Here is a 26,546-nt window from a genome sequence, read left to right on the forward strand (position 1 = left end):
GTAGCCCGATAAGCTTGCGCATCGGGCGCTATCCGGGTTATTTCACTTCAACCACATTCAGTCGTAACTCATCCAACTGATTTTCATCTTCTTCAGGCTGCCAACCCGCCGGTTGTAGAGGGATCTCTTCGCGATCAAACGCCAGATCACCCCCGTTAACCACTTCAGAACCGTGGGTAATGCCTTTGAAATCGAACAGGTTGGTATCGCACAGATGCGACGGCACCACATTCTGCATCGCGCTGAACATCGTCTCGATACGCCCCGGATAACGTTTATCCCAGTCACGCAACATGTCAGCAATCACCTGACGTTGCAGGTTAGGCTGTGAACCGCACAGGTTGCACGGAATAATCGGGAACGCTTTTGCGTCGGCAAAGCGCTGAATATCTTTCTCGCGGCAGTAGGCCAGCGGACGAATCACGATATGTTTGCCATCATCGCTCATCAGTTTCGGAGGCATACCTTTCATCTTGCCGCCGTAGAACATATTTAAGAACAACGTTTGCAGGATATCGTCACGATGGTGACCCAGCGCGATCTTCGTCGCTCCCAGTTCCGTTGCGGTACGGTAAAGAATTCCGCGACGAAGACGAGAACACAGTGAGCAAGTGGTTTTGCCCTCCGGAATCTTCTCTTTCACGATACCGTAAGTGTTCTCTTCCACAATCTTGTATTCAATGCCCAGCTTTTCAAGATACTCGGGCAGAATGTGTTCCGGGAAGCCCGGTTGCTTTTGATCGAGGTTAACAGCCACCAGCGAAAAGTTGATTGGCGCGCTTTGCTGCAAATTGCGCAGAATCTCCAGCATGGTATAGCTGTCTTTACCCCCGGAGAGGCAAACCATGATGCGATCGCCTTCTTCAATCATATTGAAGTCAGCAATGGCTTCGCCCACGTTACGACGCAGACGTTTTTGTAATTTGTTCAGGTTGTATTGTTCTTTCTTACTAATTTCTTGATTTTGCGACATTTAAAAGCGACTCAATTCGTTATATGGCATCAGAAGAGTATGCGTCATGCCGGAACGCCCAGCATAAGAAATCTGATATAAAAACTGTGGCGTGTATGGTACGGATTAGAGGGGAAAATGTCAGCACATTTGCGAAATGAATCAAAAAGCCCGCAGCAATGTGCGGGCGTTAGTGTCAGCGCACAACCAGCACGGAGCACTCTGCGTGACGCACTACAGCTGCGGCGTTAGAACCGAGCAGATAAGTGGTGATATCCGGTCGATGGGAAGCAATGATGATCATATGAGCGGGGATCTTCTTCGCCAATTCCAGAATGCGGTCTTTGGGCGAGCCTTCCTCAACATGGACATGCACTCTGTCGGTTGGCAGTTTAAATTTTTTAATGATCTCTTCCAGTTGCGATTTGGCTTCCGCTTTCAGGTCATCCATTGCCGGTAATTCTGCGGAATATGCTAAACCCAGAGAGGCATAGTAGGGCAGTGAAGGTATTACCGTCAGGAAATGAACCTCTGCATCATCAATCTTTGCCTCTGCCTCAACGTGGCTAATCACGCGTTGAGTTAATTCTGAATCGGAAATATCGATAGGGACAAGAATCGTTCTGTTCATAAAACCTCCTGTTTTAGTATCCGCATAAAGTGTAACGCCAGATGACACTTTTTGTGTAATGACGGAGTTCACATTTTTAATTTAGATCAAAGGAGGAAGAATAAGCAGAAAAAGCCCGCCATAACAGCGGGCAGGAGGATTTAGAACTGATAAACCAGACCTAAAGCGACAATATCATCGGTAGAGATGCCGTTGGCAGCGTAGAAGCTGTCATCTTCATCCAACAGGTTGATTTTATAGTCAACGTAGGTGGACATATTTTTGTTGAAATAGTAAGTCGCGCCAACATCGGCGTATTTAACCAGATCTTTATCATCAACACCTGCCGGGTTGTCTGCACCACCGGCAGCGTGCAGGTCACGGCCTTTAGACATCAGGAAAGAGACTGCCGGACGCAGACCAAAATCAAACTGGTACTGTGCAGTGACTTCAAAGTTCTGTGTTTTGTTTGCAACAGCATAATCGCTGTCGCCAAACGGGGTCATATTACGCGTTTCTGAATACATGGTTGCCAGGTAAATATTGTTAGCATCGTATTTTAGCCCAGCAGTCCACGCGTCTGCTTTATCACCACCAGCCGCAGTATGGTTAACCTGGTCATTGGTGCGGTCAGAAGAGGTGTATGCCGCACCAGCGCTAAAGCCCATGCCTAAATCATATGTTGTGGAAAGACCCCAGCCGTCACCGTTTTCATGGCGAACATCACGTCCGTTGTTGGTGCCTTCCTGACCATTACTGGCTCCTTCGTTGTTACCTTGATACTGCACCGCGAAGTTCAGACCATTTACCAGACCGAAGAAATCAGTGTTACGATAAGTCGCGACGCCATTGGCACGACCAGTCATAAAGTTGTCTGCATTGGTATAAGAGTCACCGCCAAATTCAGGCAGCATATCGGTCCAGCCTTCGATGTCGTACATTACGCCATAATTACGTCCGTAATCGAAAGAACCGTAATCTGCAAATTTCAGTCCGGCAAATGCCAGACGGGTCCATGACTGGTTTTTTGAAGATTCAGTGTTGTTTGCCTGAATATTGTATTCCCATTGACCGTAGCCAGTAAGTTGATCGTTAATTTGGGTTTCGCCTTTAAAACCCAGACGCGCATAGCTCTGGTCGCCATCTTTCGCTGAATTATCAGAAAAATAATGCAGGCCATCAACTTTGCCATACAGATCTAATTTGTTGCCGTCTTTATTATAAACTTCGGCTGCATGTGCAGCACCTGCGGCGAGCAGGGCAGGAATTAAAAGTGCCAGTACTTTGCTTTTCATTGAATAAATCCTTTAGTTATTTTATTTGCCTTTTATCCCCATTTCGGGGAATGAAAACATCCTAAAGGAGAAGTTCAGTTAGCCGATAAATATCATTTGTTACGCCTTAAGTAAAACCTTAATCAAATAATTCCTCTGAAATGATAATAAGTCTGGTGAATGTATCGAAGATAATACATACAAAATAAAAATTATACTTTTAATTTGCTATACGTTATTCTGCGCGGGTTATATGCCTTTATTGTCACAGATTTTATTTTCTGTTGGGCCATTGCATTGCCACTGATTTTCCAACATATAAGAAGACAAGCCCGAACAGTCGTTCGGGCTTTTTTTAGAATTGGATAATCCTTATCCAGAGCATTTAATCGGTGTTGCTTTTTTCCGCTTTTCCGGCCATTTGTGCCAGGAAGTCATAGCGTTTTTGCAAATCAGCTGCGGCATCTTTCCATAACTGTTCTGCCACTTCTGGCTGCTGCGAATTCAGACGACGGAAACGCTGCTCGTGAAGTAACGTTTCTTCCAGTGCTTCTGACGGCGGGCGTGAATCCAGCGCCAGCGGCAGTTTGCCTTCATCGGCTCGACGTGGATCGAAGCGATATAGCGGCCAGAAGCCGGTGGCAGTGAGTTGGCGCATCTGGTCGTGACTGAGTGCCAGATCGTAACCATGCTCTTCACACGGGCTATAAGCGATGATCAGCGATGGTCCCGGATACGCTTCTGCTTCCTGAATCGCTTTCACTGTCTGGTTGAGCTGCGCGCCGAGAGAAATTTGCGCCACATAAACATGACCGTACATCATCATACTGACGCCAAGATCTTTACGCGCTTTACGTTTGCCGTGCTCGCCAAACTTAGTTACTGCACCCAGCGGTGTCGCTTTCGACGCCTGACCACCGGTATTGGAATAGCATTGCGTATCCAGCACCAGAATGTTGACGTTTTCCGTCAAACTCAATACATGATCCAAACCGCCAAAGCCGATATCGTAAGCCCAGCCATCGCCACCAATCAGCCAGATCGATTTTTCCACCAGTGCATCTGCATCACGTAGCAGTTCATGTGCTTCGGCAACATCGTTGAGTTGCTGACGTAAAGCTGCAACCTGTTCACGACGAACCTCTGGCGTGGCGTCTGATTTCAACGCAGTCAGTAATTCCGCCGGGATTTTATCGGCAAATTGATCCAGCAGACGCAGCACGCGGACACGGTGTTGATCGACCGTCAGGCGGAAACCAAGGCCAAATTCGGCGTTATCTTCAAACAGCGAGTTCGCCCATGCCGGTCCACGACCGTTGGCATCAGTGGTATATGGTGTGGAGGGCAGGTTACCACCATAAATTGAAGAACAACCCGTAGCGTTAGCGATCAACATCCGATCGCCATAGAGCTGAGTCAGCAATTTAATATACGGCGTCTCGCCACAACCAGAGCAAGCACCTGAATATTCAAACAGCGGTGTAATCAGTTGCGATGTACGAATATCAATACGTTCCAGTTTGCTGCGATCGATTTCTGGTAAATTCAGGAAGAAGTCGTAATTGATTTTCTCTTCCTCGACATGTTCCAGGCGCGACATCATATTGATGGCTTTAATCTCTGGATCCTGACGGTCTTTCGCCGGGCAAACTTCGACGCACAGGTTACAGCCGGTGCAATCTTCCGGAGCTACCTGCAAGACATATTTCTGCCCGCGCATATCACGCGATTTTACATCCAGCGAATGCAGGCTGGCAGGGGCATTTTCCATTGCTTCAGGCGGCACCACTTTGGCGCGAATAGCTGAGTGTGGGCAAGCGGCAACGCAGTGGTTACATTGGGTACAGAGTTCCTCTTTCCAGATGGGGATCTCTTCGGCAATATTGCGTTTTTCCCAGCGCGTGGTGCCCATCGGCCAGGTGCCGTCTGGCGGCAGCGCCGAAACGGGGAGAGCATCGCCAAGCCCAGCGAGCATTGCAGCGGTAACGGTTTTCACGAAATCAGGAGCAGCATCGGAAACCACAGGCGGTCGATTGGCGCTGTGCGGATTAACCGGCTGCAGCGGAACTTCTTCTACAGATTCACGCGCCAGTGCCAGAGCCTGCCAGTTGCGTTCCACCAGATCCTGGCCTTTGCTGCTGTAGCTTTTGGCAATCGCACCCTGCAATTCGGCCAGGGCGCTGTCGCCAGGCAGAATTTGCGTCAGATGGAAAAATGCCATCTGCATGACGGTATTAATACGGGCCGCCAGGCCACATTCACGGGCGATTTTCGCCGCGTTAATCACATAGAAGTGCGCTTTTTTCTGGTTTAACACGGCCTGAACTTCCTGCGGCAAGCGCGACCATACTTCATCTGCGCTGTACGGCGTGTTGAGCAGGAAAATGCCGCCAGGTTTCAAACGTTCAGCCATCTGATATTTATCGATAAACTGCAACTGGTGGCAGCCAACAAAATCAGCCTGGGAAATGAGATAAGCGGAACGAATCGGCTGCTCGCTCACGCGGAGGTGAGAAACCGTCAGGCCGCCCGCCTTTTTGGAGTCGTAAACAAAATAGCCCTGTGCGTACCACGGCGTGGAATTACCGATAATCTTGATATTGTTTTTGGTCGCGGAAACGCTGCCATCACTACCAAGACCATAAAACAAGGCTTCCAGTTTCGCCGAGTTTGGCAGGGTGTTTTCCGGCAACGGCAGTGACAGATTGGTCACATCATCGTAAATACCAACCGTAAAGCGCGCTTTCGGTTTAGCCGCGTTGAGCTCGGCAAATACCGCCAGTACACAGTCCGGGCCAAATTCTTTGGATGAAAGACCATAGCGCCCACCAATGACACGGGGCAGGGTTTCACGCTCGCCATTATTAAAGGCTTCTGCCAGTGCGGTCATCACATCCAGGTACAGGGGTTCCGCTTGCGCACCTGGCTCTTTGGTGCGATCCAGCACCGCCACTGTCCGAACAGAGTCCGGCAACGCTTGCAGTAAGTGTTTGGCGGAGAAGGGACGGTACAGGCGAACTTTCAGCACGCCGACTTTTTCGCCACGGGTTAGCAATTCATCAACCACTTCTTCACAGGTGCCAATGGCAGAGCCCATCAGGATAATCACCCGTTCCGCTTGTGGATGCCCGTAATACTCAAACGGCTGATACTGGCGACCTGTCGCGGCAGCGAAATCATTCATCGCCTGTTCAACATGGTCATAGACTGCGTTGTACCATGGGTTGGTGGCTTCGCGAGACTGGAAATAAGTGTCAGGATTGGCGGACGTACCGCGGATCACCGGATGTTCCGGGTTGAGTGCACGGGCGCGATGAGCATCAATTTCTGCCTGCGGCATCAGTTCAAGAATAGTGTCATCGGCCAGCGGGACAATTTTATTGATCTCGTGGGAGGTGCGGAAACCATCAAAGAAATGAATAAATGGCACGCGACTTTTCAGCGTCGCAATGTGCGAAATGAGAGCAAAGTCTTGCGCCTCCTGGACGTTTGCTGCACACAACATCGCGCAACCCGTCTGGCGCACTGCCATGACGTCGGAATGATCGCCAAAAATAGAGAGTGCATGTGTGGCAACGGTACGAGCCGCTACATGCAGGACAAATGGCGTCAGTTGGCCTGCCAGTTTGTACAGCGTCGGGATCATCAGCAGCAAACCCTGCGATGACGTAAACGATGTTGAAAGGGCACCCGTCTGCAAAGCGCCATGCACGGTAGCGATAGCACCCGCTTCCGACTGCATTTCAACCACGCGTGGTGTGTCTCCCCAAACGTTTTTCAAGCCGTTTCCGGCCCATGCATCAGCCTGTTCTGCCATCGTGGAACTGGGGGTAATAGGGTAGATGGCGATAACTTCACTGGTGCGAAACGCCACCGAAGCAACCGCGCCATTACCGTCAATAGTAATCATATGACACCCTTACATTGCGCAAATGAGGGGCGCACGAAATTGCTGCGCGCCCAGTAGTTATCTTTCAATTTTAGCAAATGGCTTTCTGCTGCATTTTCGCTTTTGTGTCCCCCACATCAGCGTAATGAATGTTTTGATCAAACAGAGGGCAAAAAAATAGCCATAAAAAAGTAAAAATGCGGGGCAACGCGCAGGACAGCTCTCGACGCCGCCCTCTGTGCTGCCTATTATTTATGGCGGTGTCGTTTGGCTTGAAGATCAGAGGAAGAAAAGATGCGAGCAGCGTTTTGGGTAGGGTGTGCCGCTTTATTATTGTCGGCGTGTAGTAGTGAACCTGTTCAGCAGGCGACTGCGGCGCACGTAGCGCCAGGTTTAAAAGCGTCGATGTCCAGTAGTGGAGAAGCAAATTGTGCAATGATCGGCGGTTCGCTTTCTGTTGCCCGTCAACTGGATGGTACGGCGATTGGGATGTGTGCATTACCCAACGGCAAACGCTGTAGCGAACAGTCACTTGCCGCCGGGAGCTGTGGCAGCTATTAATTCATTAAATCCGCCAGCTTATAAGTTAATGTCTGTTTCGCGGTCGCCAGTGTTAACTGGTTCGCGGTCAGATCCACTTGTGCACCTTCTTTCAGCATTTCGCTAATGGTGTTATCGAGTTCATTAAGCTGCGGGTTAGCGCACATCATACGGGTCATTGCCAGCCCTTTGGCTGTCAGTTCACCATTAGACAGTTTGCCTTCACCGCTAAAGCGGTTACACATGCTGCCGGAAATCATCATCTTTTCACCAAAGCTGATTTCTGGCGGGTTTTTATCGCTGGTCACGGGCTTACCGTTTACGCTTTCCAGCACAAAGCGATGATGCTGTAGCTGTTCTGGGGTTACAGCAATTTTGTCATTACTTACACATCCCGCCATCAGCAGGCTTAGCGCAACAAGCGCGGCTACTTTCTTCATTGTGGTTCTCAATTACGGTTTCTGACTGAGGAATATTTTAAGAATAGAGGATGAAATATCTTTGGGGATTATCTGAATAAGCTCCCCTGGCGTACAGGGGAGCGGCAAGATTAAACCAGTTCGTTCGGGCAGGTTTCGCCTTTTTCCAGATTGCTTAAGTTTTGCAGGGTAGTTTGGGAAATACTGGTCAGAGCTTCTGCTGTCAGGAATGCCTGGTGCCCGGTAAACAGCACGTTGTGGCAGGCAGACAGACGACGGAATACGTCATCCTGGATTACGTCGTTGGATTTATCTTCAAAGAACAGATCGCGTTCGTTTTCATACACGTCCATACCCAACGAACCAATTTTCTGATTTTTCAGCGCTTCAATTGCCGCCTGAGAATCAATCAATGCGCCGCGACTGGTATTGACGATCATCACGCCATTTTTCATCTGATCGAAGGCGGCTTCGTTCAACAGATGGTAGTTTTCCGGTGTCAGCGGGCAGTGCAGAGAGATAACGTCTGATTCAGAGAACAGGGTTGGCAGATCGACATACTCCACACCGAGTTCCAGCGCCGCCGCACTTGGATACGGATCGAACGCCAGCAGACGCATACCAAAACCTTTGAGAATGCGCAGCATCGCCACACCGATTTTACCAGTACCGATAACGCCTGCCGTTTTGCCATACATGGTAAAGCCGGTCAGACCTTCCAGAGAGAAGTTGGCGTCACGCGTACGCTGATATGCGCGATGGATACGGCGGTTCAGCGTCATCATCATACCGATGGCGTGTTCAGCAACAGCTTCTGGATCATAGGCTGGAACACGGACTACTTTCAGCCCCAGTTCTTTTGCTGCGTCAAGGTCGACGTTATTGAAACCGGCACAGCGCAGGGCGATATATTTAACGCCGTGCTTTTTCAGTTCTTCCAGCACCGGGCGGCTGCCGTCATCGTTTACGAAAATACATACCGCTTCGCAGCCATTGGCCGTTTTAGCGGTTTTTTCCGTCAGCAGAAAGTCAAAAAATTCCAGCTCAAAGCCAAAGGACTCGTTCACCTGTTGCAGGTACTTCTTGTCGTACTGTTTTGTGCTATAAACGGCGAGTTTCATAAGACTTTCTCCAGTGATGTTGAATCACATTTAAGCTACTAAAAATATTTTACAAAATTTCAAATATAATTGAAAGCTATGGCGATATTGAAAAATTCATCAACAACTATGCTTAGTGTAGGCGCAACCTTCAACTGAACGGTTAAACATGCCACAATACCCGTATTGAATGCTTAATTTTTCGCTAAATCAGGATATTAACTACCCATGCTGGGTAAATATAAAGCCGTTCTCGCGCTGTTATTACTGATTATTCTTGTGCCGTTGACGCTGCTGATGACGCTCGGCTTGTGGGTTCCCACGCTGGCGGGCATCTGGCTACCGCTCGGCACACGTATTGCTTTAGATGAAAGCCCACGCATTACGCGTAAAGGTTTAATCATTCCCGATCTCCGTTATCTGGTAGGAGATTGTCAGCTTGTACATATCACCAACGCCAGCCTTTCTCATCCCAGCCGCTGGTTATTGAACGTCGGCACGGTAGAACTTGATTCTGCTTGTCTGGCGAAATTGCCGCAGACGGAGCAATCGCCAGCCGCTCCAAAAACCCTCGCGCAGTGGCAGGCCATGTTGCCTAACACCTGGATCAATATCGATAAACTGATTTTTTCTCCCTGGCAGGAATGGCAGGGAAAACTCTCTCTCGCATTAAACTCCGATATCCAGCAACTGCGTTATCAGGGCGAAAAAGTTAAATTTCAAGGCCAGCTGAAAGGGCAACAACTTACAGTCAGCGAACTGGATGTCGTCGCGTTTGAAAATCAGCCGCCAGTTAAACTGGTGGGGGAATTTACTATGCCGCTAGTGCCGGATGGACTTCCTGTAAGTGGTCATGCTACTGCGACGTTAAACTTGCCGCAGGAGCCTTCACTGGTGGATGCCGAGCTGGACTGGCAGGAAAATAGCGGGCAATTGATTGTGCTGGCACGGGATAACGGCGATCCGTTGCTCGATCTGCCGTGGCAAATTACTCGCCAACAATTGACCGTAAGCGATGGTCGCTGGAGCTGGCCGTATGCAGGTTTTCCTTTGAGTGGACGACTGGGTGTCAAAGTCGACAACTGGCAGGCAGGGCTTGAGAACGCTCTGGTCAGCGGACGACTGAGTGTGCTGACCCAGGGGCTAGCGGGTAAAGGCAACGCGGTGCTTAATTTTGGCCCAGGAAAATTAAGCATGGATAACAGCCAGCTGCCTATGCAACTGACCGGTGAAGCGAAACAGGCGGACCTCATTTTATATGCCCGTTTACCTGCGCAGCTAAGCGGAAGTCTGACTGACCCAACGCTGGCCTTTGAGCCAGGCGCGTTATTACGTTCGAAGGGAAGAGTCATCGATTCGCTGGACATCGATGAAATCCGCTGGCCTTTAGCGGGTGTAAAAGTCACCCAACGTGGTGTTGACGGACGTTTGCAGGCCATTTTGCAGGCGCATGAAAATGAACTGGGCGATTTCGTGCTGCATATGGATGGACTGGCGAATGATTTTCTCCCTGACGCTGGCCGCTGGCAGTGGCGCTACTGGGGCAAGGGCAGTTTTACCCCAATGCACGCCAGTTGGGATGTCGCAGGAAAAGGTGAGTGGCGTGACAGCACGATTACGCTGACCGATCTCTCCACCGGCTTTGACAAATTGCAATACGGGACAATGACGGTAGAAAAGCCGCGATTGATTCTCGACAAGCCCGTCGTCTGGGTACGTGACGCACAGCATCCCTCCTTTAGCGGCGCGCTGTCACTGGACGCCGGGCAAACGCTGTTCACGGGTGGCAGTGTGTTACCGCCATCAACCTTAAAATTTAGCGTCGATGGACGCGATCCGACGTATTTCCTCTTTAAAGGCGATTTACATGCTGGTGAGATTGGCCCGGTTCGGGTAAATGGTCGCTGGGACGGTATTCGTCTGCGCGGTAACGCCTGGTGGCCTAAACAATCACTGACCGTATTCCAGCCGCTGGTGCCACCCGACTGGAAGATGAACTTACGCGATGGCGAACTATATGCCCAGGTAGCATTTTCTGCTGCGCCTGAACAAGGATTCCGCGCGGGAGGGCACGGTGTGTTGAAAGGCGGTAGTGCCTGGATGCCAGATAATCAGGTTAACGGTGTCGATTTTGTCCTGCCTTTCCGTTTTGCCGATGGAGCCTGGCATCTGGGGACTCGCGGCCCCGTTACGTTGCGAATTGCCGAAGTGATTAATCTGGTGACAGCGAAAAATATTACGGCTGATTTGCAAGGGCGTTATCCGTGGAGTGAAGACGATCCATTGTTGTTGACCGATGTTAGCGTCGATGTGTTAGGCGGTAACGTGCTGATGAAACAATTACGCTTGCCGCAACATGACCCGGCGCTGTTGCGGCTGAATAATCTCTCATCCAGCGAACTGGTTAGCGCCGTCAATCCGAAACAATTCGCCATGTCCGGGGCATTTAGTGGGGCATTGCCTTTATGGCTGAACAATGAAAAATGGATAGTTAAAGACGGCTGGCTGGCAAATAGCGGACCAATGACCTTGCGGCTGGATAAAGACACCGCAGATGCGGTGGTGAAAGACAATATGACCGCGGGTTCTGCGATTAACTGGTTGCGCTATATGGAAATTAGCCGTTCATCGACAAAAATTAATTTAGATAATCTCGGTGTGTTAACCATGCAGGCCAATATTACAGGTACCAGTCGCGTCGACGGTAAAAGTGGTACGGTAAACCTTAATTACCATCATGAAGAGAATATTTTTACCCTGTGGCGCAGTTTACGTTTTGGCGATAATCTCCAGGCATGGTTGGAGCAGAACGCGCGTCTGCCGGAAAATGGCTGTCCGCAAGGAAAAGGGTGTGAGGAAAAACAATGAAAATTTTACTGGCTGCGTTGACGTCATCTTTTATGCTGGTTGGCTGTACGCCTCGCATTGAAGTCGCTGCACCTAAGGAACCGATCACTATCAATATGAACGTTAAAATTGAGCATGAGATCATCATTAAGGCAGACAAAGATGTCGAAGATTTACTCAAAACCCGTAGCGATCTTTTCTGAGGGGATGATGAAGAAAACATTACTTCTTTGTGCGTTTCTTGTTGGACTGGTAAGCAGCAATGTAGTGGCATTAACACTGGACGAGGCCAGAACCCAGGGGCGGGTAGGTGAAACATTTAACGGTTATTTGGTTGCGTTGAAAACGGATGCTGAAACAGAGAAATTAGTAACCGAGATTAATGCCGCACGTAAAGTGAGTTATCAACAACTGGCAAAGCAAAATAATGTCTCGGTAGATGATATCGCGAAACTCGCCGGGCAAAAGCTTGTAGCTCGGGCCAAACCGGGGGAATATGTGCAGGGAATTAACGGAAAATGGTTGCAAAAATAAGCACTATGCAACAGCGATATTTCAATGATTTAATTTAAAGGCTGTATAGATATTTTATGGGTGTCCTATTTTTCCAATGCCATCATGAATATCATCATCAACCTCAATATTAAGGGTTTTTATAGTCAACCCAAATATGGACGGCATCGCTCATTTAAGTGAAGTTACGAGGTTTATGGGATTGCTTGTAACACCACATTGTTTTTAGCATCTTGCAAGCCTCATCTTCTGTCAACGCCTGGTAAACCTGTCAGGGGCAGTCAAAAACAATCCGCAGAGGATAACTTCCTGATTTTCAGTGGGTTAATTAAATGAAGCAAGGTTGAAATGTTTAATATTTCCACGGTGAATGAATTTACGGAGTGGGCAGTAAAATGAATCAGCTGCCTAATTTGAAACTGGCATTGCTTTTCGTCTGACTATTGTTAGAGGATGTGTTTTAATGCAACAAATAACCTAAGTAATCGAATAATTTGTTTTTTATGTGTCTACATTGAGGTTTCGAAATACTAATTAAGTTGAATGTTCTGGGGTTGCTAAATAAAATTTCAAGAGTAGACATTAAATCATGACACAGCCTGTGGCTATTTCTTATCTGTTACTCATATTTTATTATTTAAAATGTCATTCATTGAAAAGGATTTCTCATGCAAAAGAAAACGTTATTATCAGCGTGTATCGCTATAGCGTTAAGTGGCCAAAGCTGGGGGGCGGAAATAACAGAAGGCGAGAGTGCAGACAGTATGCGCAGAAGCTCTCAAATGACATGTCAGTCAGAAGGGCACGCCCGACCGTCAACGAAGTTGAAAACAGTGCCAGAAAAATGTGCTGTTGTTACAAATAATGGTTTCAGCTCGTTACTGGCATTAGGTGCCACGGCGGTACTGGCAACACTCGCAGTGATTGAATTGTCTCATGACAATGATCATTCTGCTCACTCTTCTTTTCCCCAGCCCATACCGCCAGATGATAATGGCCCTCTACCGCTACCCGTTCCCAGTGATGAAGATTCAGGTATACCTGTAAAGCCAGATAACGGCGGTAATGTTACTCCACCCGGCAATAGCGGTGATGATGTTGCCCCCCCCGAGAACAGAACCTGTTGTCTTTGATAACAATGTGACATGGGACAAGGACGCGCAAACCCTGAAGATTCGCGGGGCAACGTTCACCTATATACAGAATGTCGATGGTAGCTACACGCTGTCGGCAAAAGATGGCCGAAAAACCATTGTGACAGAGTGGGAAAACCATGAAGAGACTCATACCGCCATCTTTAGTGGTGTGAGTACCACAGGTGATATGGAATGGCGCTACGATGACGAAGGTAAACTCCACGTCACACAGTTAGCCAGTGTCGTGTCTGATGGAACAACGGGCAGAATAATTACCGTTAATGATGCGATTATCACTGACCAGGGCGGTAACACGGCCCTGAATGGCGGCACGGTGATGATGATTAATGGTAACAACATTGCGCTGACAAACGAGGGTAAAACAGAGGCTGTCGGTGAAGATTCGGTGGTCGGTATCCTGACCGGCGATAATATAACCATCAATAATAACGGTCAGACGGTGGTCGATGCTGGCACGGCGGTTATCGTCAATGGCGATCGTACAATCTTAAATAACACTGGCGACTCCACTGTCAATAACGGCGGAATAGGGGCCGTTATTAGCGGTAATGATGTCAGGACCGATAATAAAGGACATATGACGGTTGATGGGCAAAATTCAACGGGCAGCAAAATCGTTGGTAATAATGCGACGGTTATACAGGAAGGGGATTTATACGTTAGCAATGCTGCACGGGGTATTGATGTTGAGGGTAATGGCGCGATCGTCAGCAACAAAGGCAATATAACGGTCGTGGATGAAAATTCGCAGGGTGTTTCTCTCAGTGGTGATGCGTCGACGTTCATTAACAGGGGGGATATTTCCGTCAGTAATGGTAGTTCAGAGGCCAATGCGACAGGGATTCTGATTGAGGGTAATCATTCTACCCTTATCAATGTGGGGGACATCATTGCTGATAATTTCAGTACCGGGATTCGCATCATCGGAGATGATGGTCAGATTTCTCTGGCTGGCCGTGTGGATGTAGGGGATTATTCAACCGGTCTGGATGTATCTGGAAATAATAACGCCATGACGCTGGCGACAAATGAGCTTAATGTGACCGGCAATATGGCTACCGGAGTAAATATTTCGGGTGATGGTAATAATATCGACATTACCGGAAATATTCTGGTGGATAAAGATCAGACGGCTGATAATGCAGCAGAGCACTTTTTCGACCCTTCCGTGGGCATTCGTGTTTCGGGTAACAGTAATGACCTCATGCTTGATGGTCAATTAACTTTGAAGGTTGATAGCGAACTTGCGCAACACGCCTATGGTAATTTCAGTGGTAGTCAGGAAAACATCAGTGGGTTGGTGGTTTCAGGGGATGACAATAGCGTTACCTTACGGGGTGGTATTCAACTGATCGGTGAAGCATCGTCCATGACGGACGGTTCAGCCCCTGCGGCCAGTCGTACGGGCTATGGTGATATTCCGCTCATTCAGATTGATGGTCATTCGTCGGTTTATCTGGGGGGAGACTCCGTAATCAGCGGTGAATTTCCTGTGGGCTATACCGATATTATTCAGACAAGCAATAATGCCTTTCTTGAAATCACGGATGATGCGACCTTCAGTATGAAGGACATTGATGTTTACGCGAATTATTACAATAACCCATCAGAAATACTTAGCGCCAGTTCAGGGTCGCAAGTTATCAATAACGGGTTTGTTGAACTCTGGAATATAGGGTTTGTTGGTATATCGGACACGGGTTCCGTCGCGACGAATAACGGTACTGTTTTACTAGAACAATATGACTACTCATCCGCAATTGATGCATCGCCGGAAATAGGTAATAAAGCCTTCTATAGCTCCTCAGGCGGAACGGCTGTGAATAACGGTACCATCACGGCTAAAGTGATGGAACAGTATAGCGTTTTAAACATGTTCAATGCTTTGTCATTGAGCGATCCCACTGTTTTCACTAGCGGCGTCGTTAGTATGACAGGCATGACTGCTCAGGATAATGGTTCAGCGCTAAATGGTGCGAATGGCGTTATTGATATGTATGGCCGGGGTAATGTCGGTATGCTGGCGATTAATCATTCGACTGTAACAAATGCAGGCCAGATTACCCTGGATACGATCTGGGTAGATGAAAGCGACACCACGACCTTACGCAGCGATATCGGCAGCGGTAATGCGAGAAATTATGGTGTCGGCATGGCGGTAGGAACGGACAGTTATGGTGGCGCAAGGAAAAATGCCACCGCGTTTAATCAGCAGCCAGGCACGATCACTATCTACAATGCCGGGGCCGGGATGGCGGCATACGGCACCGGTAACACCGTGGTTAACCAGGGCACCATCAACCTCGAGAAGAATGAGAACTATGATGACAGCCTGGGGGCGAATAAACTTGTCGGTATGGCGGTTTATAATGGCGGTAGCGCAGTTAATGACCAGACTGGCATCATCAATATCAATGCTGAAAACGGGCAGGCGTTCTATAACGATGGCAGCGGGACCATCGTTAATTACGGAACCATCTGTACTTTTGGTATATGCCAGGCCAGTAACGCCTATAACCCGACTGACGGAGTTGTTTCATTAAGCTGGAGAAATGGTGACATTATTACGGCTGACGGGGAAACGCTTAACCTGTCTTCATATGGCGGTACGACTGATATCACGGCAACCGCCGAAACCCTGGTAACCAACGCGGGTACGGTTACCGGGGGGGCTGTCACCGTGGCTGACTTTGGCCGTTTGGTCAATGAAACCACGGGCAGTATTAATGAGGTTGATATCGCAACCGGTGGGGAATACACCAATAAGGGCACGACAAAAACCGTTTCTGTGGATGGCGGCGTGTTCACTAACGAAGGTACGGTGAGCGGGCAAGTCGGAACGACTGTTGCAGGATCGGTTATTCACAACTCAGGCAGCATCAACACGGTTGACCAGTGGGCCAGCAATTTTTATAACACCGGAACGGTGAACGCCTGGAAAGGTTCTTCCGGGTCTGCCGTAATGAATAATCAGGCCGGTGGAAAAGTAGAGAAAATAACTTTTGCTGCAGCCTCTACCTTTAATAATGCTGGTACCGTAAATAATGCATCGGTTGATAAAGGTGGCACCTTCAACAATCTGGAAGGCAGTGTGGCAACGGTGGCGACGAATGCGCTGTGGACAGGACATTTTAATAATTGGGGGACAGTAGAAGGTGACATGAGAATTAGCACCGGTGGTGATGGGCATACGTTCTATAATGGCCAGTCTGGCGTCATCAACGGGCAGATCCTGACATCAAACACGGCCAGCAAGGCAATAAACGACGGCATTATTAATATCGACAAAAATAGTAATGTGGCGATGTCGGCGCACGGTAAAGCCAAAATGATCAACAACGGCACCATTAACGTTGGCACGCAAGGAACTACCAGGACAGGCATGGTAGGGATGCAACTGGAGTCCGATGCCACGGCTGATGCGGTGATTGAGAATAACGGCACCATCAATATATATGCCAGCAATTCATATGCCTTCAGCAAGCTCGGGAGCAATGGTCATATTGTTAACAACGGCACTGTTTATATTGACGACAGCGTGAATGGTTCCGGATTAATTAAACAATCTGGCACGGTGATAGAGGGCAGTGGCGAAGGGGGAGACGGTACGGAAGTACACTATGTCGACTTTACCGCGCCGGAAGAACCCATCATTACGCCATACGACGGCAGTCATTCTTCTTCCGTTAGCCGTAACGATGGCATGAACAACCTCAATGGTTACGTGGTGGGGACGAACGCCGATGGTAGCGCCGGTAAGCTGATGGTCAATAACGCCAGTATGAAAGGCGTGGAGATCAACACTGCTTTTGCGGCGGGAACGGCGGACAAAACCGTCAGCTTTGATGATGTGGTGCAAGGCAGCAACCTGACCGATGCGCAAGCGATCACTTCGACATCTGTTGTCTGGCAGGCGACAGGCAGTACCGACGCCAGCGGCAACGTTGACGTGACCATGAGCAAAAAAGCCTACACCGATGTGGCGACGGATGCCTCAGTGAATGACGTGGCAAAAGCGCTGGATGCGGGTTACACCAACAATGAGCTGTATACCAGTCTGAACGTCGGCACCACTGCAGAGCTGAACAGCGCACTTAAGCAAATTAGCGGTAGCCAGGCGACCACGGTATTCCGCGAAGCGCGTGTGTTAAGCAATCGCTTTAGTATGCTGGCAGACGCCGCACCGAAGATGGGCAACGGTCTGGCATTTAACGTGGTGGCGAAAGGCGATCCGCGTGCTGAGCTGGGTAACAATACCGAGTACGACATGCTGGCACTGCGTAAAACCCTCGACCTGAGCGAAAACCAGACCATGAGCCTGGAATACGGTATCGCCCGTCTGGACGGCGACGGTGCGCAGAAAGCGGGTGATAACGGTGTTACAGGCGGCTACAGCCAGTTCTTTGGCCTGAAGCATCAGATGTCCTTTGACAACGGTATGAGCTGGAATAACGCGCTGCGCTACGATATTCACCAACTGGACAGCAGCCGTTCGGTGGCTTACGGCGACATCAGTAAGACGGCAGACACGAATGTGAAACAACAGTACCTGGAGTTCCGCAGCGAAGGGGCGAAAACCTTTGAACCGCGCGAAGGGCTGAAAATCACGCCATATGCGGGTGTGAAACTGCGTCACACGCTGGAAGGCGACTATCAGGAGCGCAATGCCGGAGACTTTAACCTGAGCATGAACAGCGGCAGCGAAACGGCGGTGGACAGCATCGTCGGGCTGAAGCTGGACTACGCAGGGAAAGACGGCTGGAGTGCGAACGCCACGCTGGAAGGTGGGCCGAACCTCAGCTACAGCAAGAGCCAGCGCACGGCAAGCCTGGCAGGCGCAGGCAGCCAGCACTTTAATGTCGATGATGGGCAGAAGGGCGGCGGCATCAACAGTCTGGCAAGCGTCGGCGTGAAGTACAGCAGCAAAGAAAGTTCGCTGAATCTGGATGCTTACCACTGGAAAGAGGATGGTATCAGCGATAAAGGCGTGATGCTGAACTTCAAGAAAACGTTCTAATTTTTAGTATGTGATGCATAAACCGCAACGCTGATACAGGTTGCGGTTTTTTATTGCCGGATGCGGCGCTTGACGCGTTTTGTTTTGGTGTTTTTCAGGACAATAGAGCAACTCATCCAGTAATCTTGTTTACGCCTTCGCATTATTTAACTCTTTTCGTTTCTATACTGATTTTTCTGAATTCGTTTTATTACAGGGCAGGGTGCGATGAGCAGCAACACATTTACTCTCGGTACAAAATCCGTTAACCGTCTTGGTTATGGCGCGATGCAACTGGCAGGTCCTGGGGTTTTTGGTCCCCCAAGGGATCGCCACGTCGCTATAACCGTTCTGCGTGAGGCGCTGGCATTGGGCGTCAATCACATTGATACCAGTGACTTTTATGGTCCGCACGTCACCAATCAGATTATCCGCGAAGCGCTTTATCCTTACTCTGACGACCTGACCATTGTTACTAAAATTGGGGCGCGGCGTGGAGAGGACGCCTCCTGGTTGCCCGCATTTTCTCCGGCAGAGTTGCAAAAAGCGGTACACGATAATCTACGTAATCTCGGACTGGACGTACTGGATGTGGTTAACCTGCGCGTTATGATGGGGGATGGTCATGGCCCAGCGGAAGGATCGATTGACGCCAGCCTGACCGTGCTGGCAGAGATGCAACAACAAGGCCTGGTAAAACATATTGGCCTGAGCAACGTCACACCGACGCAGGTTGCAGAGGCACGCAAGATTGCCGAAATCGTCTGCGTGCAGAACGAATACAACATTGCTCATCGTGCTGATGACGCAATGATTGATGCTTTGGCCCGCGATGGTATTGCCTACGTGCCGTTCTTCCCGCTCGGGGGCTTTACGCCGCTGCAATCCTCCACGCTTTCCGATGTTGCTGCGAGCCTTAATGCGACACCAATGCAGGTAGCGCTGGCGTGGCTGTTACAACGTTCACCGAATATTTTGTTGATTCCTGGAACATCTTCTGTTGCGCATTTACGGGAGAATATGGCTGCTGAAAAATTGCATCTTTCTGAGAAAGTGTTGTCTACGTTGGATGGCATTTCGCGAGAATAACGAATATACAAAAGGGAAAGATGCATTTCCCTTTTGTTTCTTTTTTAATGGCATGGAGTGCATATGTTTAAGGCCAGGATTTGCGGCTGGATACGTTTACTTCCCCTGTTTATCCTGAGTCTTCCAGTACAGGCGGAACTTCGATGTGTTGCAAATGCAGTTGATATTAATCCATTTTTATCTGCGGCTACCGCTGAAGATAAACAGCAAGTTGAACAAGCTATCAACAGTAGCGTGAATCTTGTCCCCTTCGGTTTATCTGCATCGGACTGGAAAGTGCATCGTGGCGATTTAGTGGTAGACGGTAATATAGAGAGTAATCAAAAATTGATTGTTCTTGGTAATTTGACAGTCAAAGGTAATATTTCCACTTTCTCTCTTTCTAATCCATGGGTTATTCTCGGTAACGTGACGGCAACGAATATAGTTACGGATTCACCACTGTTAATTACCGGTTCGATAAATGCAAGTGGACTGGTATTTATCGATTCATATTACGATAATCCGTCTACGATTAAGGGGAGTATTAATGCGCGTGGGATATTTATCAATGACATAATTGCACCTGTTGTTGCGTCTTCGACAAATAGTGAATTCATGGTCCGTGCGAGTGACAAAAATGACACTGAAAATGTCAAAAAAGCGCTGATGATAATAAATCCTGATGCATATTATTGGGGTCTAATAAATGATGAAGATGCTCTGAAAGAAATTTTTAAGCGAAGCAATATTCGCATGGCAGGGAATGTCTGTAATCAGATGAAAAAAGAAGCGCTGTTTCGCCCTAAGCCTTCTCCTGAGTTAGTGCAGGAATTGCAAATGCTGGATGAAGGCAACGTTGCTGCATTTGAAGGACGAGACATTGCGACATTTGATCTTGCCGTAATGCGAACTCTCCCAAGGCTTAAAGGAATTTCAGCTAACCTACGCAAACAACTTATTAATAGCAATGATGAACAAACGATTGCAAGTATGGCGAGATATATGCCTGACAATGAGATTCTGGAGTTGACCGATCAGCAATTGGGTTACCAGCCTGTTGTTCTGGGGTTGCTCGACCGTGAACCGCTCTCTGTCGAAATAATGACGCGAATGAGTCGTCTACCTGATGGTGTCGGTCCGTTGAATCTTGCGCTACGTGAAAATCTCCCTCTGGATATCGTCATGACTCTGGCGAAAAGAGATTGGGATATGATCATTCAGGAGCTTTATAAAGATGCGTGGTTATTGCCTGAATCCATTATTGATGGCTATATCCGCAGTGATGATTCCTCTATTCGTCAGGTCGGTGCTGGAGGACAACTCACCTACAATCAGGCAATGCAGTTGGCGAACGATTCATCAAACAATGTTGTCACAAGCTTAGCGTTCAAGCTGGCAGAGATGAAACACCATGGTCAATTATTGCGGATGACGCCACAAGAGAGTGACAAAGTTGCAGCCTATTTATACCAAAAATTCGAGAATGACGATGATCTAATACGTGTGTTATTTTTAGCATTGCCAGATAACTTACAGTTTAATTTTGTTAAAAGGATGGAGACAAAATCCCCTGCCTACTTTTGCTGTCGGGATATGCAGGTAATTCACTCTGACGCTGCTCTACAACGGTTATTGACACGTTTCAACGATCCTGAGGGGTGGAGTAATCTGGCGAAAAATCAGTTTCTGAGCACGTCGATGAAACAAAAAATTTGGCAACGTGCTTTATCGCATCGGAAAAATAATCCCAAAGCAGATTCAGATGCATATGAAACCAGCGCTGATATGATTTTGTCTGAGCTTATCAGCTACGGTGAAGTTGATGACCAGATGCTATTAAATGCCACCTCTCTGATACGTTCGGACGACTGGGACTTTTTAGAGAGTGCATTAATTAGTTGGGATAATTTACCCGCTGTTGTTCTCAAGGAATTACAGCAAAACATGCCACGCAATGATATTTGGGCGAAGTTTTTTCTGAGGCAGGAAAACAGTTCCCGTGCGCAGGTTAACGAAGCGTTACGTGTTTATTATGCACTCGACCCCGATGCGTTAGCACAACTGGATGTACTGGCAAAACAACCGGATCGTATATGGTGGAGTACACTGGCGAAAAGCAATCTCACATTTTTCAAGTTCGGCGCACTTAGCAACCGCCACACACCGCCTGCAGTACTGGCGGCAGAAATTGATCCCGAGTGGTGGATTGTGGCGATGAATAATCCCCGCTTTCCAGTTGATGTATTGAAGGCGAGGCTGAAACGTAATCCTTTGCTGGCGTTAGAGCTTGTTAACCCTGAACTGGATTTAGTTCGCCAGCTGGCGCTTAACGGTAAGACGCGCGCAATACGGGAACAAGCGATGAGAAAACTTGATGAGTTGTATTGAATAACAGCGTAATAATTTTTAACCACTTGATCTATTGGGGATAATCATTCCTGACAGTGAGTCCCCAATACCTTGATATATTCTGAATTTTTAATGAAGCGGCGTGTTGCGATATCTCCGTCAGGGGAATTGATGCACCATAGCGCAAACCGAATTATCAAGGATTGATAATGACGCTCTACCAGATAAAACCGCTCTTTCAGTCGCTGTTAAGGCCGACGATGTTTTGGCTTTATAAGCACCACGTTACAGCGAATCACATCACTCTTGCTGCACTGGCGCTTTCTCTTCTTACCGGATTGCTGTTGATGTTGGTGGCACGACCCATCCTCTTTTTGCTATTGCCCATCGTGCTTTTTATCCGTATGGCGCTCAATGCGCTGGATGGCATGTTGGCGCGTGAGTGCAATCAGCAAACACGTCTGGGGGCGATTTTGAATGAAACTGGCGATGTTATTTCCGATATTGCGCTCTATTTACCGTTTTTATTTTTACCGGAAAGTAACGCATCACTCGTAATACTCATGTTATTTTGCACCATATTGACTGAGTTTTGTGGTTTACTCGCGCAGACGATTAACGGTATTCGCAGTTATGCCGGTCCATTTGGCAAAAGCGATCGCGCGTTAATATTTGGTTTGTGGGGGCTGGCCGTTGCCATTTATCCACAGTGGATGCAATGGAATAATCTTTTATGGAGCATTGCTTCAATTCTGCTTCTCTGGACTGCGATTAATCGTTGTCGGAGTGTGCTTTTTATGAGTGCTGAAAGATAATGCTGGAAAAATCTCTGGCAACACTTTTCGCGTTGTTAATTTTAGCAACGCTGATAAACCGTTTTCTGATATGGCGGTTACCGGAGAGAAAAGGGGGTGAGGTTACATTACGTATTCGTACCTGGTGGGGCATCGTCATTTGTTTTTCAATGGTGATTTCAGGTCCACGCTGGATGACGTTGACGTTTTTTGCGCTGATAAGTTTTCTGGCATTGAAAGAATATTGTACGCTTATATCTGTACATTTTCCGCGTTGGTTATATTGGGGTATTCCTCTTAACTATTTGCTTATCGGTTTTAATTGCTTTGAGCTGTTTCTGTTATTTGTACCTTTGGCTGGGTTTCTGATATTAGCCACCTGGCGAGTTTTTGTTGGTGACCCCTCCGGTTTTCTGCATACCGTGAGCACCATTTTTTGTGGCTGGATAATGACCGTTTTCGCCTTGAGTCATGCCGCCTGGTTATTAATATTGCCAACCATAAATACCCAGGGCGGGGCGTTACTGGTGTTATTTCTTTTGGCATTAACCGAGTCAAACGATATTGCACAGTATTTATGGGGAAAATCCTGCGGCAGAAGAAAAGTGGTCCCTAAAGTCAGCCCGGGAAAAACATTGGAAGGTCTGATGGGCGGCGTAATCACCACCATGATTGCGTCACTGATTATTGGACCGTTGCTGACACCGCTAGATACATTACAGGCATTATTAGCGGGTTTGTTAATTGGTATTAGTGGTTTTTGCGGCGATGTAGTGATGTCAGCCATCAAACGAGATATTGGTGTTAAAGATAGTGGAAAACTATTACCAGGACATGGCGGACTCCTTGACAGGATTGACTCATTAATTTTCACCGCTCCGGTATTTTTTTATTTTATTCGCTACTGCTGTTACTGAAGGAAAATAGAGAAAATGGAAAATTCACGCATCCCTGGGGAATATTTTTTTACAGCCAGTGATAATACAGCGTTGTTTTATCGGCACTGGCCCGCTTTACAGCCAGGGGTGAAAAAGGTCATCGTCTTATTTCATCGCGGTCATGAACATTCTGGTCGTCTACAACATATCGTTGATGAACTGGCGATGCCAGATACTACTTTTTATGCCTGGGATGCCCGAGGGCATGGACAAACTTCGGGGCCGCGTGGTTATAGCCCATCTCTTGCGCGTTCAGTGCAGGATGTCGATGAATTTGTCCGTTTTGCTGCCAGCGACAGCCAGGTCGGGCTGGAAGAGGTGGTTGTGATCGCGCAAAGCGTCGGCGCAGTGCTGGTTGCCACATGGGTTCATGATTATGCGCCTGCTATTCGCGGGCTGGTGCTGGCTTCTCCGGCCTTTAAGGTTAAATTGTATGTGCCGCTGGCACGTCCTGCGCTGGCGTTATGGCATCGTCTGCGTGGTCTGTTTTTTATTAATTCCTATGTGAAAGGACGCTATTTGACCCACGATTGGAAACGGGTAGCGAGTTTCAATAATGATCCGCTGATCACACAGGCGATTGCCGTCAATATCTTGCTCGATCTCTATAAAACGTCTGAACGTATTGTTAGCGATGCGGCGGCGATTACGCTCCCCACGCAACTTCTGATATCGGGCGATGACTATGTGGTACGTCGCCAACCGCAGATTGATTTTTATCAGAGATTACGTAGCCCTCTGAAAGAGCTGCATCTGCTGCCGGGCTTTTATCACGACACGTTGGGTGAAGAGAACAGGGCGCAGGCATTTGAAAAAATGCAAAGCTTTATTAGTCGCTTATATGCTAACAAGTCGCAAAAATTTGATTATCAACATGAAGACCGCACAGGACCATCTGCGGATCGATGGCGGCTCCTTTCTGGTGGACCCGTGCCATTATCGCCGATTGATTTGGCGTATCGCTTTATGCGAAAGGCGATGAAACTGTTCGGGGCGCAATCTGCGGGCCTGCATCTCGGAATGAGCACCGGCTTTGATTCAGGCAGTTCGCTGGATTATGTTTATCAAAATCAACCGCAAGGCAGTAACGCATTCGGGCGTTTTATCGACAAAATCTACCTGAACAGTGTTGGCTGGCGCGGTATTCGCCAGCGCAAAGCCCATTTACAAATGCTGATTAAACAAGCCGTTGCCGATCTCCACGCCAAAGGTTTAGCCGTCCGCGTGGTTGACATTGCCGCAGGGCATGGGCGCTATGTACTGGATGCGCTGGCAAACGAGCCTGCCGTAAGCGATATTTTGTTACGTGATTACAGTGAGTTAAATGTTGCACAGGGGCAAGAGATGATTGCCCAAAAGGGAATGTCTGGGCGGGCGCGTTTTGAACAGGGCGATGCGTTTAATACGGCAGAACTCAGCGCGTTAACTCCGCGGCCTACGTTGGCGATTGTCTCTGGCCTGTATGAGCTTTTTCCCGAAAACGAGCAGGTAAAAAACTCCCTCGCTGGTCTTGCCAATGCCATCGAACCGGGTGGCATTCTCATCTACACCGGGCAGCCGTGGCACCCACAACTGGAGCTGATTGCCGGGGTGTTAACCAGTCATAAAGATGGTAAACCGTGGGTAATGCGCGTGCGTTCGCAAGGGGAGATGGATTCGCTCGTGCGTAATGCCGGATTTGATAAATGCACACAACGGATTGATGAGTGGGGCATTTTTACGGTTTCGATGGCGGTGCGTCGTGACCACTGAACGCCGGAGCGTATTGCTACAAGGAGCTGGCTGGTTATTGTTGCTGGCCCCGTTTTTCTTCTTCACATATGGATTTCTTAATCAGTTCACCGCGTTTCAGGATCTTAACAACCATGATATCCCCAGTCAGGTGTTCGGTTGGGAAACGGCGATCCCTTTTCTTCCCTGGACTATTGTTCCTTACTGGAGTCTGGATCTTTTATATGGATTTTCGCTGTTCGTTTGTCGCTCGACATTCGAACAGCGCCGACTGGTCCACCGGCTTATTCTGGCAACGGTAATGGCCTGTTGCGGTTTTTTGCTCTATCCGCTGAAGTTTAGTTTTATCCGCCCTGAAGTGAGTGGGGTGACGGGATGGCTATTTTCGCAACTTGAACTGTTTGATCTGCCTTATAACCAGTCCCCTTCGCTGCATATTATTCTCTGCTGGCTACTTTGGCGTCACTATCGTCAGCATCTGGCTGTGAGGTGGCGTAAAGTCTGTGGCGGATGGTTTTTACTCATCGCTATTTCTACGCTGACGACCTGGCAGCATCATTTTATTGATGTCATCACAGGGCTGGCGGTAGGTATGTTGATTGACTGGATGGTGCCCGTCGACCGTCGCTGGAACTACCAGATACCTGATCAACGTCGAATCAAAATAGCACTGCCATATGTCGTAGGCGCGTGTTCGTGCATAGTATTGATGACGCTAATGATGATGAATCAGTTACGGTGGTCAGTCTGGTTATGTTGGCCAGTATTATCGCTACTCATTATTGGCCGTGGGTACGGTGGGCTTGGCGCGATAACAACAGGGAAAGATAGTCAGGGGAAACTCCCGCCTGCCGTTTACTGGCTGACATTGCCCTGGCGCATCGGTATGTGGATATCGATGCACTGGTTTTGTCGTCGGCTGGAGCCGGTGAGCGAAATTACTGCGGGTGTTTATTTAGGGACGTTTCCACGACATATTCCGGCACAGAATGCGGTTCTGGACGTCACCTTTGAATTCCCTCGCGGACGAGCGACAAAAGATCGACTCTATTTTTGTGTACCTATGTTGGATCTGGTGGTTCCGGAAGAGGGGGAGCTCCGACAGGCCGTGGCGATGCTGGAAACATTACGCAAAGAGCAAGGCAGCATTCTGGTCCATTGCGCGTTGGGATTATCGCGCAGTGCGCTGGTGGTGGCCGCATGGCTGTTATGTTACGGACACTGTAAAACCGTTGATGAAGCGATTAACTATATTCGCGTCAGACGCCCGCAGATTGTGCTGACAGCCGAGCACAAAGCGATGCTGAGATTGTGGGAGAACAGGTAAGTGGATTGAGATGTGGACTGAATATCTACAGTCCACATC

At 48.5% G+C, this 26,546-nt stretch carries 18 protein-coding genes; 12 read left to right on the forward strand and 6 right to left on the reverse strand.

Annotation, left to right across the window (positions count from 1 at the left end; translation table 11 throughout):
• Window positions 1–37: 37 nt before the first annotated feature.
• The 4 genes from ttcA to nifJ form a co-directional block, all read right to left on the reverse strand.
• Window positions 38–973 (reverse strand): tRNA 2-thiocytidine(32) synthetase TtcA, encoded by a 936-nt coding sequence (gene ttcA, locus HEN33_RS02735; protein WP_032184117.1) that lies wholly within the window; start codon window positions 971–973, stop codon window positions 38–40.
• A gap of 175 nt (window positions 974–1,148) precedes the next feature.
• Window positions 1,149–1,583, reverse strand: a complete 435-nt coding sequence (uspF, locus tag HEN33_RS02740) for a universal stress protein UspF (protein WP_001295593.1) — start codon at window positions 1,581–1,583, stop codon at window positions 1,149–1,151.
• A gap of 140 nt (window positions 1,584–1,723) precedes the next feature.
• The gene (ompN, locus tag HEN33_RS02745) at window positions 1,724–2,857 is read right to left on the reverse strand and encodes a porin OmpN (protein ID WP_000837924.1); all 1,134 of its coding nucleotides are present in this window, start codon (window positions 2,855–2,857) and stop codon (window positions 1,724–1,726) included.
• 364 nt (window positions 2,858–3,221) lie between these two features.
• On the reverse strand, window positions 3,222–6,746 hold the full coding sequence (gene nifJ / locus HEN33_RS02750; RefSeq protein ID WP_176262621.1) for a pyruvate:ferredoxin (flavodoxin) oxidoreductase: 3,525 nt from the start codon (window positions 6,744–6,746) through the stop codon (window positions 3,222–3,224).
• Between the two features lie 273 nt (window positions 6,747–7,019).
• Between nifJ and HEN33_RS02755 the strand changes: the two genes are divergently transcribed.
• Window positions 7,020–7,286, forward strand: coding sequence for a putative hemolysin (locus tag HEN33_RS02755; RefSeq protein WP_001295715.1), 267 nt, complete (start codon window positions 7,020–7,022; stop codon window positions 7,284–7,286).
• Here HEN33_RS02755 and hslJ read toward each other — a convergent pair.
• Together hslJ and ldhA are read right to left on the reverse strand one after the other, a co-directional pair.
• A complete protein-coding gene (gene hslJ, locus HEN33_RS02760) occupies window positions 7,283–7,705 on the reverse strand; it encodes a heat shock protein HslJ (RefSeq protein WP_001309480.1) in 423 nt (140 codons plus the stop codon). The genes HEN33_RS02755 and hslJ overlap by 4 nt on opposite strands.
• A gap of 110 nt (window positions 7,706–7,815) precedes the next feature.
• Window positions 7,816–8,805 carry a D-lactate dehydrogenase gene (gene ldhA / locus HEN33_RS02765; RefSeq protein ID WP_000762229.1) on the reverse strand — a complete coding sequence of 330 codons (990 nt, stop codon included), beginning with the start codon at window positions 8,803–8,805 and terminating at the stop codon, window positions 7,816–7,818.
• 207 nt (window positions 8,806–9,012) lie between these two features.
• Here ldhA and HEN33_RS02770 point away from each other — a divergent pair, with 207 nt between their 5' ends.
• The 11 genes from HEN33_RS02770 to HEN33_RS02815 all read left to right on the forward strand — a co-directional run bounded on the left by HEN33_RS02770 (window position 9,013) and on the right by HEN33_RS02815 (window position 26,507).
• A complete protein-coding gene (locus HEN33_RS02770) occupies window positions 9,013–11,652 on the forward strand; it encodes a YdbH family protein (protein WP_176262620.1) in 2,640 nt (879 codons plus the stop codon).
• Window positions 11,649–11,834: a YnbE family lipoprotein gene (locus HEN33_RS02775; RefSeq protein WP_000698143.1), complete on the forward strand. Its 186-nt coding sequence runs from the start codon at window positions 11,649–11,651 to the stop codon at window positions 11,832–11,834. Before HEN33_RS02770 ends, HEN33_RS02775 begins: the two co-directional genes overlap by 4 nt.
• A 4-nt stretch (window positions 11,835–11,838) precedes the next feature.
• Window positions 11,839–12,165: a YdbL family protein gene (locus HEN33_RS02780; RefSeq protein ID WP_162754247.1), complete on the forward strand. Its 327-nt coding sequence runs from the start codon at window positions 11,839–11,841 to the stop codon at window positions 12,163–12,165.
• Window positions 12,166–12,812: 647 nt separating this feature from the next.
• The gene (locus HEN33_RS27060) at window positions 12,813–13,277 is read left to right on the forward strand and encodes a hypothetical protein (protein ID WP_445297904.1); all 465 of its coding nucleotides are present in this window, start codon (window positions 12,813–12,815) and stop codon (window positions 13,275–13,277) included.
• Complete coding sequence (locus HEN33_RS02785; RefSeq protein WP_445297905.1) at window positions 13,240–18,318, forward strand: BigA/YdbA N-terminal beta-barrel domain-containing protein; 5,079 nt, start codon at window positions 13,240–13,242, stop codon at window positions 18,316–18,318. Before HEN33_RS27060 ends, HEN33_RS02785 begins: the two co-directional genes overlap by 38 nt.
• Window positions 18,319–18,525: 207 nt before the next feature.
• Window positions 18,526–19,386: a pyridoxine 4-dehydrogenase gene (gene pdxI, locus HEN33_RS02790; protein ID WP_176263722.1), complete on the forward strand. Its 861-nt coding sequence runs from the start codon at window positions 18,526–18,528 to the stop codon at window positions 19,384–19,386.
• Between the two features lie 63 nt (window positions 19,387–19,449).
• Window positions 19,450–21,756, forward strand: a complete 2,307-nt coding sequence (locus tag HEN33_RS02795) for a DUF2773 domain-containing bactofilin (protein ID WP_176263723.1) — start codon at window positions 19,450–19,452, stop codon at window positions 21,754–21,756.
• Between the two features lie 170 nt (window positions 21,757–21,926).
• Window positions 21,927–22,532, forward strand: a complete 606-nt coding sequence (locus HEN33_RS02800) for a CDP-alcohol phosphatidyltransferase family protein (RefSeq protein ID WP_176263724.1) — start codon at window positions 21,927–21,929, stop codon at window positions 22,530–22,532.
• Window positions 22,532–23,428: a phosphatidate cytidylyltransferase gene (locus HEN33_RS02805; protein WP_176263725.1), complete on the forward strand. Its 897-nt coding sequence runs from the start codon at window positions 22,532–22,534 to the stop codon at window positions 23,426–23,428. The genes HEN33_RS02800 and HEN33_RS02805 overlap by 1 nt, the downstream gene beginning before the upstream one ends.
• Window positions 23,429–23,443: 15 nt before the next feature.
• Window positions 23,444–25,201, forward strand: coding sequence for a bifunctional alpha/beta hydrolase/class I SAM-dependent methyltransferase (locus tag HEN33_RS02810; protein ID WP_176263726.1), 1,758 nt, complete (start codon window positions 23,444–23,446; stop codon window positions 25,199–25,201).
• Complete coding sequence (locus HEN33_RS02815; protein WP_000206187.1) at window positions 25,191–26,507, forward strand: phosphatase PAP2/dual specificity phosphatase family protein; 1,317 nt, start codon at window positions 25,191–25,193, stop codon at window positions 26,505–26,507. Before HEN33_RS02810 ends, HEN33_RS02815 begins: the two co-directional genes overlap by 11 nt.
• Window positions 26,508–26,546: the final 39 nt, after the last annotated feature.

The sequence above is a fragment of the Escherichia sp. 94.0001 genome, assembly GCF_013369155.2.
GTDB lineage: Bacteria > Pseudomonadota > Gammaproteobacteria > Enterobacterales > Enterobacteriaceae > Escherichia > Escherichia coli_F.

Excerpts from the sequence above, each read along its gene's own strand:
- ttcA (WP_032184117.1), bottom strand. The coding sequence starts at position 973 with ATGTCGCAAAATCAAGAAATTAGTAAGAAAGAACAATACAACCTGAAC.
- uspF (WP_001295593.1), bottom strand. The coding sequence starts at position 1,583 with ATGAACAGAACGATTCTTGTCCCTATCGATATTTCCGATTCAGAATTA.
- ompN (WP_000837924.1), bottom strand. The coding sequence starts at position 2,857 with ATGAAAAGCAAAGTACTGGCACTTTTAATTCCTGCCCTGCTCGCCGCA.
- nifJ (WP_176262621.1), bottom strand. The coding sequence starts at position 6,746 with ATGATTACTATTGACGGTAATGGCGCGGTTGCTTCGGTGGCGTTTCGC.
- HEN33_RS02755 (WP_001295715.1), top strand. The coding sequence starts at position 7,020 with ATGCGAGCAGCGTTTTGGGTAGGGTGTGCCGCTTTATTATTGTCGGCG.
- hslJ (WP_001309480.1), bottom strand. The coding sequence starts at position 7,705 with ATGAAGAAAGTAGCCGCGCTTGTTGCGCTAAGCCTGCTGATGGCGGGA.
- ldhA (WP_000762229.1), bottom strand. The coding sequence starts at position 8,805 with ATGAAACTCGCCGTTTATAGCACAAAACAGTACGACAAGAAGTACCTG.
- HEN33_RS02770 (WP_176262620.1), top strand. The coding sequence starts at position 9,013 with ATGCTGGGTAAATATAAAGCCGTTCTCGCGCTGTTATTACTGATTATT.
- HEN33_RS02775 (WP_000698143.1), top strand. The coding sequence starts at position 11,649 with ATGAAAATTTTACTGGCTGCGTTGACGTCATCTTTTATGCTGGTTGGC.
- HEN33_RS02780 (WP_162754247.1), top strand. The coding sequence starts at position 11,839 with ATGATGAAGAAAACATTACTTCTTTGTGCGTTTCTTGTTGGACTGGTA.
- HEN33_RS27060 (WP_445297904.1), top strand. The coding sequence starts at position 12,813 with ATGCAAAAGAAAACGTTATTATCAGCGTGTATCGCTATAGCGTTAAGT.
- HEN33_RS02785 (WP_445297905.1), top strand. The coding sequence starts at position 13,240 with ATGTTGCCCCCCCCGAGAACAGAACCTGTTGTCTTTGATAACAATGTG.
- pdxI (WP_176263722.1), top strand. The coding sequence starts at position 18,526 with ATGAGCAGCAACACATTTACTCTCGGTACAAAATCCGTTAACCGTCTT.
- HEN33_RS02795 (WP_176263723.1), top strand. The coding sequence starts at position 19,450 with ATGTTTAAGGCCAGGATTTGCGGCTGGATACGTTTACTTCCCCTGTTT.
- HEN33_RS02800 (WP_176263724.1), top strand. The coding sequence starts at position 21,927 with ATGACGCTCTACCAGATAAAACCGCTCTTTCAGTCGCTGTTAAGGCCG.
- HEN33_RS02805 (WP_176263725.1), top strand. The coding sequence starts at position 22,532 with ATGCTGGAAAAATCTCTGGCAACACTTTTCGCGTTGTTAATTTTAGCA.
- HEN33_RS02810 (WP_176263726.1), top strand. The coding sequence starts at position 23,444 with ATGGAAAATTCACGCATCCCTGGGGAATATTTTTTTACAGCCAGTGAT.